This is a genomic window from Seohaeicola nanhaiensis (assembly GCF_042654245.1).
In the GTDB taxonomy this organism is placed as follows: domain Bacteria; phylum Pseudomonadota; class Alphaproteobacteria; order Rhodobacterales; family Rhodobacteraceae; genus Seohaeicola_A; species Seohaeicola_A nanhaiensis.
On record NZ_JBHSGI010000008.1, the window covers coordinates 1 to 11,221 of the forward strand.

Genomic DNA, 11,221 nt, shown 5'->3' on the forward strand with positions numbered 1-11,221 from the left:
TCGGCGATCCAGACATCATCGCACGCGTCAAGGACATGCCACTGCGGTAACTATCGGGCGCTTACGATGTTCCCGCAGCCACAGCGTGCCCGTGAGACACGAGTCACATATATCCGCGGTATCCCCACCAAGGCCTCAAACATCAGAGGTGTGCCCCATGAGCCTCCGCACGTCATCGCCGGTTCGACAGGATCCGGAACCCGAGCGCCTTCCGCCCTGCAATCGGGAACATGACAGCCAAGGCAGGTGTTACTTCCCAAGTGGCCCGCGAGGGGTGATCCCCGAGGCCGGCAAAGCGAAAGGAACCCCTATGAAAACGCCCCTCCTACTATCGGCACTCGCCGTGGTAATCGCCGCCGGTCAGGCTTCCGCGGCCACCAGCACCGCACAGGTGAAGGACCGCGATGGCAACGACCTGGGAACCGTCGAGGTGCAGGACACCCCATCGGGCATGGCCATCATCCGGCTGAATCTGAAAGGACTGCCCCCCGGAAACCACGCGATCCACCTGCACGAGACCGGCGACTGTTTGGCCCCCGACTTCAAGTCGGCGGGTGGCCACATCGCCGGAGACCGCCAGCACGGCGCCCTGAATCCGGATGGCCCTCACCCCGGTGACATGCCGAACCTCACGGTTCCGGACTCGGGCGCGGTGATGGCCGACGGTTTCCTGCCGTTCCTCAGCGTTGGCGAAATGCTCCAGGATGGTGACGGCGCCGCCTTCGTGATGCACGATGGAACCGACGACTACCAAAGCCAGCCAGCGGGGGATGCCGGCGACCGGATCGCCTGCGGCGTATTCGAAGCGCGCCAGTGACCGAACGGACGGGTGCTTTGTCACCCGTCCAACCGCACCAAATACCGCTGAACGTGACAAACCCGGCCACCGGCGCAATACAGCTTGCGGGGCTCTGCCCACTATAGATAGGACTCAGACCACCCGAAGTCGCAGCCTGAAATTACGCCACGCCAGCCTGCTTGAAATTCCCTCGCCGTGTTGATGTTCTGGAACGATCGGAAAGACTCCGGAAAATGGAAGGACGGGTGTTGTTGGAACAAGTCACCGTGAGTGAATCCCCGATACTCCGACCGGGCCAAACCTGTTGGCGGATCGAACAGGCTGATTTGGCTGCTGTCATCATCGATGCAGCGCATTATTTCCGGATCGTTCGCGACGCGATGCAACAAGCTCGACACAGCATCCTGCTCATTGGCTGGGACTTTGACACGCGCATTGAGCTGGACCCAGAGGATCGCGAGAGCGCCGTTCCGAACACGCTCGGCAGTTTCCTCAAATGGGTGGTCAAGAATAATCCCGAACTGCATGTGCACCTGCTCAAGTGGAACCTCGGCGCATTGCAGAGCCTTGGACGCGGCGAAACGCCGATTGTTCTGCTCAATTGGCTGATGAGTTCGAGGGTGCACTTTCGCCTCGACAATGCGCATCCGACCGCGGCAGCGCACCATCAGAAGATCGTGGTGATAGACGATGCACTTGCATTCTGCGGTGGCATAGACATGACAGCTGACCGTTGGGACACGCGCGCACATGCAGACGACGATCCGCGGCGCCGCCGACCAACGACGCACCGCCGCTATAAACCCTGGCACGATGTGACGACGGCGGCGACCGGCGACGCGGCCCGAGCCCTGGGAGACCTGGCGCGGGATCGGTGGGAACGCGCGACAGGTGAGAAGCTCGATCCGCCACCTCCGGTCGAGCCACCCTCGCTGAAGGGGCTGGAGCCATTTGCCAGACGCGTGCCAGTCGCGATCTCGCGGACCATGCCCGAATACGCGGGCCGAAAGGCGATCCACGAGATCGAGGCGCTCTACCTCTCCGCAATCAGGACGGTCGAGCGCGTGCTGTACATAGAAAGCCAGTATTTCGCTTCGCGCACCCTGGCCGAGGCAATGGCAGCCCGCCTTTCCGAACCCGACGGACCGGAAATCGTTGTGATCAACCCGGATAGCGCGGACGGCTGGCTCGAGGAAGAGGTGATGGGCTCTTCCCGCGCGCGCCTCCTGCGTCTTGTCCGGCAGGCCGACGTCCACGGTCGGTTCCGGCTCTACACTCCGGTCACCGAAGGCGGCGCCGACATCTATGTGCACGCCAAGGTGCTGGTGATGGATGACCGCTTGCTCAAAGTCGGCTCATCTAACATCAACAACCGGTCCATGGGCTTTGATACCGAGTGCGATCTGACCATCGAAGCCGCGCCGGAAGACAAGGACCTGCGGAAGCGGATCGTGACACTGAGGCATGACCTCCTGTCCGAACATCTGGGGGTCTCGATCGCAACGTTCGAAGAGGCCGTTCGCTCGGCCAATGGCTCGCTGATCAAGGCAATCGAGACGCTGCAATCCGATGGCCGTTCCCTGGTATCTTTCGAGCCGCCGGAGCTGAATATGCTCGAAAGCGAGGTTCTGGCCGAGAACGAACTCCTCGATCCGGAACGAACCTCCCGCCGAAACAAAGCCCTGCGCTTCCTCCGCTGGCTTCCGTGGGCAGGTTAGGAGTCACGGATCCTGATTTCCCAAAGCCTCTGACCTGCGGCGTCGATTGGTGCGCCGCAGAATCGGCAAGACATGCCGCGCGACCCTTTGGGCGGCATCGCTCGGGCCTCCGCGCTGCCCGAGCGATACCTGCCTGCTGCAATGATGCGTCCGATTCCTCCGTCTAAGATAGACCGTCACGCAAAGAAGAAGTTCAGCGACGTCAGCTCATCAAAGGTCACGCCCGGGATGGTCAGCGTGTGCAGGCCGACTTCAATGACCAGATTGCCGGCTCGGTCGGCGCTCTGGTTCACTGCGGCGGCGACCTCTTCGAGATTGTGGAAACTTGCAATCGAGTCGCCGCCCGAAACGTCGATCCGGTCGTTGATGCCAAGTCGGTTGTCGAACTCGAAATCGAGAATGGTGTCCTTGCCCCTGGAAAAGACAAATACATCCTCGCCATTGCCGCCAAAAAGTCTGTCGTTGCCGTTGCCGCCATTCAGCGTGTCCACGCCATCCTGCCCAAGCAGGGTGTCGTTATTGCCGCCGCCGAAAAGCTGGTCCTTGCCGGCCCCGCCTTTCAGGGTGTCGCGGCCCGCATGGCCATCGCGGCTGGTCTTGTCGGTATCGCCTTCCAGGATATCGTCGCCGTCGCCTCCGATAATCAGATCGTTGCCGGCACCGCCATAGAGCGTATCCTTGCCGCCCCCGCCGAAAAGCCTGTCGTTGCCGCCGGAACCGGAGAAATACTCCTTGGCGCCGCTGCCCTGAATGACGTCATCGAAATCGACGGCAAAGACCATCTCGATGTTCTTCACGGTGTTTCGGCCGAATCCGCCCCCGGTCGCGATACCGGTTTCAAGATTGACCTTCACCCCGCTGGTTGCATCGATCATGGAGATCGAGTCGCGGTTGCCCCGCCCTCCGTCGATCTCGTCATTACCGGCGCCCATCTGAATTCGGTCGTTGCCGCCATTCCCGTTCATGACGTCGTTCCCGTCGCCGCCATCCAGGTTGTCGCCCCCCGCACCGCCGTTCAGAAAGTCCCTGTCGGCACCGCCAATCAGCGTGTCGTCGCCGTCGCCACCATTCAGCCGATCGGTCTGGGTTCCGCCGTCAAGCGTATCGTCGCCGTCATCGCCGTTCAGCGTGTCCCGTCCTTGTCCGCCTTCCAGGATATCGTCGCCATCGCCGCCATACAGCGTGTCGCCGTGGAACTGGCCCTGCAGCAGGTCATTCCCGCCCAGGCCCGATATCTCGTCCGCACCATGGCCGCCCTTGATGACGTTCCGGATCGCCGAGCCCTCGATCTCGTCATCGAAAGAGCTGCCATAAACGTTCTCCACCTCGTCATAGGTGTCGCGGCCGCCGCTTCCATCGGTGCCATGGCCCTTGGCCAGCGAAATATCGATGCCGGTGCCATCAAGACGGTAATCGGCCCAGTCCAGCCCCGCGCCGCCGAAAAGCTCGTCGTCACCAACCCCGCCTTCCAGGGTGTCGGAATGGCCGCCACCGAACAACCTGTCGTCGCCCGATTGACCGCGCAGCAGGTCGGATCCCGCGCCGCCCCTCAGGGTGTCGTCGTCGTTGCCGCCCGCCAGGTCATCGCTGCGCTTGCCACCGATCAAGGTGTCATCGCCACTGCCGCCCTCCACCTTGATCTGCTTGTTCCCGACATCGATCACATCGCCGAAATACGATCCGATGATCCACTCGAAGCCGGAAAAGGTCATCACGGCCCCGTCCCCCAGCGCGATTGTCCCTGCACCCGCATGAACCGTGACGCCGACGAAATCTGTGCCGTTGCTCGCCCCGGAGTTGTACAGATCCAGAATGTCCTCACCGCCGCCGCCGTCCAGCTTGTCGGCCCCTGTCTTGGGCTGGACCCGCTCGGCGGCCTTGGTCCCGACAAAGGTATCGGCACCGCTCGACAGCACGAATTCCTCGATATTGCTGAATTTGCTCGTCTTGCCGTCCAGCCCCAGCCAGGTTCCGGCGCCGACATCGACGTCGACCCCGTCGCGGATCCAGTTGTGCAGACTGGACCGATTGTAGCCGACCTCGAGAGCATCCCAGCCGCCGCGGCCATCGATCGTATCGGCCCCCGAGGCAATCCGGAAAACCTCTCCCCGCTTGCGCCCACCCGAATAGACAACCTCGAATCCGCTGCCCAACAGGATATCGTCGCCGACGCTGTCCTCGATGATCTCGAAGTTCCGGATCTGCCCGGACGACGTTATGAACACCTCGCCCTTGCCGGAGAGAAAATCCTCCAGATTGCTGTAGTCGCGCCACTGAACCGAATAGGTCCCTGCGCGCAGGTCCACGGAAAGCGCCTGCGAGAAGGTCAGGTCTTCTTCAATCTTCCCGTCGCTGCCTTCGTGTTTCAGGGTGATGAAGCTCGACGCACGAAAGGTGTCGAAATCGCCTGCCCCGCCGTCGTAGAGGTCCGATCCCGCACTGAGCTCGACAAAGTCGAACCCGCTCCCGCCGATATAGGTATCGTTGTCCTTGGCGCCGAGGTCGTCGTATTTTTCGCTGATGTGCGCTGGCGTCGTGTTCGAGTAACTGTTGGACTCGTTCGCCGCATTGGTCTTGGTCGGACCGTCCAGATTGAAATAATCTGCCATATCGCTTCCCTTCAAAATACCACTCCCGGAAATAAGCCCGGGGAGATAGAAATTATCCTGATCTCAACAGCTTGCCGACCGGCGGCACCCATATCATCAGGCTGAAAAAGTCGTTGGTTCAAAAGATATTATGCAGAGTATTGCGCGGACACGGGGTGCCGTCAAGGAACCGAAGCGACCCGATGGCAGGGTCGCGCGAGACGGATCGGGTCAACCGAGAGGGCGGTTGCACGCAGCCTCGTCCCCACCACCTTCAGCCGCGCCCTGCCCGGTCCGGGACCGCCCCAACGCCAGAACCTCCGGAACGCCCGCGTCCGGTTCCAACCGCAAACCTGGAAAAGGCGCGTTGAGGGGATGCGATCGAACCGCTAGCGCTGGCACGTGGACGAAGTATTCGTGAAAATCAACGGCGAACGGCACTACCTTTGGCGGGCGGTCGATCGTGCGGAGAATTCGTATCAACCATTCCGAAGGCGCGAACGAGCGATGCGCCGCTTCCGCCGCATGCGAACGTTACAGTTGTTCGCCGCCGTCCACGCGTCGGTTCACAATCTCTTCAACCAGGAACGCAACCTCTCTTCCCGCACCATCTTCAAGCAGAACCGTGCCGCCGCTTTCGACGACTGGCGCGGTCTCTGCGCGGAATAGGGACGCCTTCCTCCTGCGATGCGGAGACTGGTTCGCATTTGTCTGCCAGCACCGCGGTGTTGCTGCGGCTCGCAAAAATGCCGACTTAGAGGCGTCGTACCGAGTTTCCACCGGCAATGATCGCGTTGATGACGCCTGCGACGGATCTGTGGTCCTGCATTTCCTCTTTCGTACCGGTAGCGTTTTCATGGGTCGCCGCTGCGTCACGCAAAATGCCAAGGATCTCGTGCTCTGGCAGCAGCCCGCGATCGTTCATGGCAAGCAGGAGCGCCTCGCAGATCGATAAGGCGGCCTGGCCTGCGTGTTTGCTCGCGATGGACATCCGGATTCCCTTCCGTGGCATCTTGAACCTGGGGGAAGGCACGGTTCAAATGCATCCGTACTTCTCGCATGAAGTGCTTTATGCTGGACTGATCCAAAGCAGTGTCCGGACTGAACACTGCGGGTCGCGACACACCGGGAAGCCCCATGACATCAGCTGGACACAGCCCTCTTGCGCGAAAGCTTTCGGCCTTCGTCACCCTGTCTGAAGCCGAACTGGCTGTGCTGGAACGGCTGCACCAACGTCGCCGCACATTTGTCGCTGGGCGTGACTTGGTGCATCAGGGTCAGTCGGCTCAGGCCGCCTATATTCTATCGGTAGGTTGGGTCTGTTCCTACAAGCTGCAGACCGACGGAGCGCGGCAGATCGTGGATTTCCAGGTGCCTGGGGATTTTCTGGGGCTGCGCAGCGTGCTCTTGCGCACGTCGGACCACAGCTTTGAGCCCGTCGTCGACATCGAGGCTGCCGAAGTGCTGGAAAGCGACTTGCTTGATGCGTTCGCGCATACCCCGCGCCTTGCGACCGCCATACTCTGGGCTGCGTCGAGGGACGAGGCCATGGTGGTGGAACATCTCGTCGGGATCGGCAGGCGTGACGCGCAAGCCCGCATGGCGCATTTCCTGCTGGAACTCGGATCGAGGCTTGCACTGGTCGGCATCGGCAGCAAGGAAGGGTTCGACTGTCCGCTGACGCAGTACCATCTCGCCGATACGCTGGGTTTGAGCGCGGTCCATGTAAACCGCATCCTGCGGCAACTGCGCGAGAGCGGACTGGTGACGTTTCGGGACGGCCATGTGACATTTCACGACCATCGCGGGCTGGTGAGCCTTGCCGACTTCGATCCGGCATATCTGGATCAGACCGGGCCTCTCCTGAAATAGCGAAGGCCGCCCTCCTTTGCTCGGCAGGCGACCCCGGTGATCAAGTCAGAAGCTGGAGATCACGCAAGAGCGTGAGTCGCCGCATCCAGTTCCTTGTTCGTCTCGGCGTCGTTCCGCGCCGTATTCGCCTTCTCGGCGGCCTGGTAGTGTTTGAGCGCCGCATCCTTCTTCGGGCCTGCGGGCGCCTTGTCCCATGCGGCCTTCACGGTCGTCATCTTCTCTGCAGTCTTATTCTGTTCGGGAGTCATTGGCTTTGTCCTTTCCTGGACGTTCCGAGAAAAGACGCGCGCCGACATGCCCACCTCATTAAGGGCAAGCATGCCCATGCGCTTCTCGGGTACTCGGAAAAATGCCCACTAAACACTCAGCGGGCTAGTCTTGCATAGCCTGGCGGGCCGCCGCTTGGCACTGATGCAGGTTAGCCCTTGCCGCTGCAGCGAGGCGATCTGTGCTTTCGCACTCATGTCGCCGCGGTTTGCTGGTGGGAAATCCTCAGCCAGGTGTGGTCGTCGTTGATATAGGTCGAGGAGCAGAGGGCCTTGTAGATCGGAACGTCGGCCTTCTCCGCCGAGACGCGGTAGGTCAAGATGGCGATGTCGCCGCAGCGGGTCACTCGCCGTTCGGCCAAAAGAACCGAGCGCCAGCCGATCCTCTGTCGAAGATGGTCCCAGATCTGGTCTCCCTGCAGGATGCCGGGCGGATAGGGAAAGACCATGACGGCATTGGTCGCCGTCGTCGCCCGCGCGCTTTCGGCGCCACTGGTCCAGCAGTTTTCCTCGATGTCCCACAGAGGCCCCTGTTCGCGTGGCGATATCGTCCCGGAGGTGTGGGCCGCATGATCGCGAGCATCTGCGGTCCCGCTTGGAACTGTCATTCGCCTGACCCCGCTCCGCCAATGAAGATCGTCTTAAACAGCAAGAGGATGATCGCGAGCACGGCCCAGACCGCTCCACTTGTACCCGAACAGCGGTCGGCGACCGTCAAGTCGGCTCGCTTCAGGGTGGCCGACATTTGGGCTTCTGGAAGCAACTGGCTCAGGTCTTGCGCGACCCTGCCATGATCGGTTGCGAGCGCGGGAACATCGCGAAATCGCGCAAGCAGCGTTCCCAGCCACGCGCGGGCGGCGTCGTGCCCCAGTGCGACCAGATCATTGGTCTCCTTCCATGGATCGAGGCCCAGCCGTGCAAGCGTTGAGAGGACAGTCACGACGTAACCGTTCCTGTCTTCGCCGACCGAAGCATAGAGAAATCGCTCGAATTCGCGCGGGTGCGGGTTGAGAATACCGGTTTGGGGCATCTTCTTTCCAATCCTTCCTGGAGGGGACGCAAATTGTCCCTGGACCCTGGAATGTACGAGAGCTCCAGTCCTGGCGCCCTTACCCAGGTCAGTGCAGGAACCCGGCCCAGGGCCGCTCGCAGCCCGTTCTTTACGCGGGACTAACATGTGTCAGCGCCAGTCCGGACGTTCCATCGTACAAGGGAAGAAATCGTTCGACAGCAGAGGCCTGCAATCCGGACGGCCAACTGAAATGTCGGGCGAAGGATCTGCCTGGGTCACGGAGTACTTAGATGGACATGCGTTCGACCAGATCGACGGTGACGTTTTCACACCCGTTCACCTTGGCGGATTATCCGGTCGAATTGCCCGCGGGAGACTACGAGGTTCTTGTCGAAGAAGAGCTGATCCAGGGGCTGAGCTTCGAGGCCTATCGGCGGACGGCGACCTACTTGGAAGTGTGCGGAAGGGGCAGTCATGCTGGACGCACCGAGTTGCGCGCGATATCCGACCGCGCCCTGAACGAGGCGGTGAGCCGGGATCTGATGACAAGCGAAACGAACATTCATAGCGACGCGGCGCTTTCTCCGCAGGAGGATATATAATGAATACTCCCGAATGGCTGAAACCCGGCCTCTATGGCGCAGTGATTGGCGCCGTCTTCGTCGGCATCGTCGGCTTCGCCTGGGGCGGCTGGGTGACCGGCGGAACGGCGCATGACAGGGCGATGGCGATGTCCCATGACAACGTCGTCTCGGCCATGGTGCCGGTCTGCCTGGACATGGCTCGATCCGATCCGGCACAGGCAGAGAAGCTGGAAACCATCCGGGCCGCCTCGACCTATAAGAAGCGCGACGCAGTAATGGCGGCCGGCTGGGCGACGGTTCCCGGAACCGATGCCCCGGACCGCGACATCGCGCAAGCCTGTCTCGCGGCCCTCGAGCTTTGAGCGATATTCGCTTTTGCCATGTCAGTCACGGAGGAAGGGGCCATGGACCACACGGGAATTCCGCCGGCACCGTCGCCGAAGACACCCAATCCTGCAAGACGTGCAGGCGGTAAGAGACCGACCAAACATCCGCTGAGACGACTGATCTCAAAGCTGGCTTTTGTCGCTGGTTTGATCGCGCCCGTGGCTTTCCCGGTGTTTGCCCAGGATGGCACCGGCCCGGTGCCTCCGAATGCTCAGGCGCGCAGTTATGGTAGCGGATGGGTCTGCGATCTTGGTTACCGGTTAGAGGCCGCCGAATGCCTTGCGCTCGACATCCCCGCGCATGCCTATCCAACCGGGCGCTCCTATGGGACGGGATGGGAGTGCGACCGAGGGTACGAGGAGGTGGACTGGACGTCGTGCAATCCCATCCCGGTGCCCGCCAATGCCTTCCTGCGGGCTTCCGGCTACGGTTGGCAGTGCGAACGTGGGTTCCGGCAGGAGAACAAGGCATGCATGGCCATCGTTGTTCCCGAACGTGCCTACCTGACAGACGAAGACTCGGGGACGGGATGGACCTGTGATCGTGGCTATGAGGCCGCTGGCGGGACATGTTTGCCGATCGCTGTGCCAGCGAACGCGTATCTGACCAACGCCGATTATGGCGCAGCTTGGACTTGCGAGAGAGGTTTCGTCAAAATCGACGACCGATGCGACGCCGTTGTCGTGCCAGTGAATGCCTATCTGGACGAGTCATCCTATGGGCCAGGCTGGAGCTGCGAGCGTGGATACGAGCCGCTGAACGGCGCCTGCGTCGCCATCGATCTGCCTGAGAACGCCTATCTCGACCGATCCGGCAACAGGTGGAGTTGCAATCTCGGTTTCCAGCTCTCCGACGGCGCGTGCATCCTTGGAAGATGATGCTGATAGAACGATGCGCGGCTGTGTTTCCGGAATGCGCGTCAGAATAGGGTGTCGTCTGAGATACAGCTTCGCTCGACCAACGCCAATGATCGCGCTGCTGAATGTGCACTACTCTCGGTTTGGCGACTTGGAGCGTGCCGATTATCTTGTGACGTCACCGAGCGTGCCACTCGAAAGTTACCGGGATGCATTCGGCAACTGGTGTACGCGCCTCCTGGCTCCTGCGGGCGACTTCTGTCTGTCGACAGATGGTGTATTCCGCGACACGGGCCGGCCTGATCCCTCGTTTCCCGACGCGCAGCAGCATAAGGTTCAGGATCTGCCATTCGATGTGCTCGTGTTTCTGCAGGGCAGCCGGTATTGCGATACCGACCTTCTGTCGGAGGAGGCGTGGCGTCTCTTCGAAACCACTGAGCCCGGCTGGTTACGCGTCCAGGCGATCTGTGATTTCGTGCATGGGCATGTGCGCTTCGACTACATGCAGGCGAAGTCGACGCGTACCGCATCACAGACCCTGGCAGAGCGACAGGGTGTCTGCCGCGATTTTGCTCATCTTGCCATCGCTCTGTGTCGATGCATGAACATTCCGGCCCGCTACTGCACCGGATACCTGAGCGACATCGGTGAACCTCTGCCCCATCCGCCTGGGGATTTCGCCGCGTGGATGGAAGTATTCCTTTCTGGAGAATGGCACATGTTCGACCCGCGCAACAACAAGCCCAGGTTTGCGAGAATTCTGATCGCGCGCGGTCGCGATGCCGCCGATGTCCCTCTAACCCAAACCTTCGGCGAAAACACTTTAACGGAGTTCAAGGTCTGGACGGATGAATTGGCCTGACTGACCTTGGTTTCCTTTCCTGCGCGTCATCGTAATTCGGGTTGCCAGTCCCGATATATGTACTGCTGATGCCAAGTATCCCGGTCCGACATGGATGAGGTATTGGCGCCGGCCAATCAAAGGATCGATGACATGTCCCTCAAGGATCTGACCGCCAGGGCTGCGGCCATGCTGAAGCCGAAGCCGGCGAAAACACCGGCGCCCCCTGCTAGGCTCCAGACTCATTGATCTTCAAAGCTAGAACATGACGGTTGCGGCGAGGGCGACGGCGGAGAG

12 protein-coding genes and 1 pseudogene are annotated in these 11,221 nt (G+C 61.1%); 8 read left to right on the forward strand and 5 right to left on the reverse strand.

Translation table 11 applies throughout. The features are described from left to right. The first annotated feature begins 310 nt into the window (after positions 1 to 310). Together ACFO5X_RS10255 and ACFO5X_RS10260 are read left to right on the forward strand one after the other, a co-directional pair. Positions 311 to 817, forward strand: a complete 507-nt coding sequence (locus tag ACFO5X_RS10255) for a superoxide dismutase family protein (protein ID WP_380717328.1) — start codon at positions 311 to 313, stop codon at positions 815 to 817. 233 nt (positions 818 to 1,050) lie between these two features. Continuing rightward, a complete protein-coding gene (locus ACFO5X_RS10260; RefSeq protein ID WP_380717329.1) occupies positions 1,051 to 2,517 on the forward strand; it encodes a phospholipase D-like domain-containing protein in 1,467 nt (488 codons plus the stop codon). Positions 2,518 to 2,693: 176 nt separating this feature from the next. On the opposite strand, the gene ACFO5X_RS10265 is transcribed toward ACFO5X_RS10260, so the two are convergent. Beyond that, positions 2,694 to 5,126, reverse strand: coding sequence for a calcium-binding protein (locus tag ACFO5X_RS10265; protein ID WP_380717330.1), 2,433 nt, complete (start codon positions 5,124 to 5,126; stop codon positions 2,694 to 2,696). A gap of 372 nt (positions 5,127 to 5,498) precedes the next feature. Here ACFO5X_RS10265 and ACFO5X_RS10270 point away from each other — a divergent pair. Continuing rightward, a pseudogene (locus tag ACFO5X_RS10270) lies at positions 5,499 to 5,774 on the forward strand (DDE-type integrase/transposase/recombinase); the annotation flags it as partial. An 85-nt stretch (positions 5,775 to 5,859) separates the two neighbouring features. Here the strand turns inward: ACFO5X_RS10270 and ACFO5X_RS10275 are convergent. Then, entirely contained in the window at positions 5,860 to 6,096 is a 237-nt protein-coding gene (locus ACFO5X_RS10275) for a hypothetical protein (RefSeq protein WP_380717331.1), read from the reverse strand. Positions 6,097 to 6,242: 146 nt separating this feature from the next. Here ACFO5X_RS10275 and ACFO5X_RS10280 point away from each other — a divergent pair, with 146 nt between their 5' ends. Beyond that, positions 6,243 to 6,977 carry a Crp/Fnr family transcriptional regulator gene (locus ACFO5X_RS10280; RefSeq protein ID WP_380717332.1) on the forward strand — a complete coding sequence of 245 codons (735 nt, stop codon included), beginning with the start codon at positions 6,243 to 6,245 and terminating at the stop codon, positions 6,975 to 6,977. Between the two features lie 59 nt (positions 6,978 to 7,036). Here the strand turns inward: ACFO5X_RS10280 and ACFO5X_RS10285 are convergent, their stop codons facing one another. The 3 genes from ACFO5X_RS10285 to ACFO5X_RS10295 form a co-directional block, all read right to left on the reverse strand. After that, complete coding sequence (locus ACFO5X_RS10285) at positions 7,037 to 7,303, reverse strand: hypothetical protein (RefSeq protein WP_380717333.1); 267 nt, start codon at positions 7,301 to 7,303, stop codon at positions 7,037 to 7,039. 134 nt (positions 7,304 to 7,437) lie between these two features. Beyond that, entirely contained in the window at positions 7,438 to 7,851 is a 414-nt protein-coding gene (locus ACFO5X_RS10290; RefSeq protein WP_380717334.1) for a hypothetical protein, read from the reverse strand. Beyond that, complete coding sequence (locus tag ACFO5X_RS10295) at positions 7,848 to 8,273, reverse strand: hypothetical protein (RefSeq protein ID WP_380717335.1); 426 nt, start codon at positions 8,271 to 8,273, stop codon at positions 7,848 to 7,850. The genes ACFO5X_RS10290 and ACFO5X_RS10295 overlap by 4 nt, the downstream gene beginning before the upstream one ends. A gap of 272 nt (positions 8,274 to 8,545) precedes the next feature. Between ACFO5X_RS10295 and ACFO5X_RS10300 the strand changes: the two genes are divergently transcribed. From ACFO5X_RS10300 to ACFO5X_RS10315, 4 genes are all read left to right on the forward strand, one after another. Further along, positions 8,546 to 8,857: a hypothetical protein gene (locus ACFO5X_RS10300; protein ID WP_380717336.1), complete on the forward strand. Its 312-nt coding sequence runs from the start codon at positions 8,546 to 8,548 to the stop codon at positions 8,855 to 8,857. After that, positions 8,857 to 9,201: a hypothetical protein gene (locus ACFO5X_RS10305; RefSeq protein WP_380717337.1), complete on the forward strand. Its 345-nt coding sequence runs from the start codon at positions 8,857 to 8,859 to the stop codon at positions 9,199 to 9,201. Before ACFO5X_RS10300 ends, ACFO5X_RS10305 begins: the two co-directional genes overlap by 1 nt. 42 nt (positions 9,202 to 9,243) lie before the next feature. Next, positions 9,244 to 10,104, forward strand: a complete 861-nt coding sequence (locus ACFO5X_RS10310; protein ID WP_380717338.1) for a hypothetical protein — start codon at positions 9,244 to 9,246, stop codon at positions 10,102 to 10,104. Positions 10,105 to 10,192: 88 nt separating this feature from the next. Further along, complete coding sequence (locus ACFO5X_RS10315; protein ID WP_380717340.1) at positions 10,193 to 10,945, forward strand: transglutaminase-like domain-containing protein; 753 nt, start codon at positions 10,193 to 10,195, stop codon at positions 10,943 to 10,945. Positions 10,946 to 11,221 lie beyond the last annotated feature (276 nt).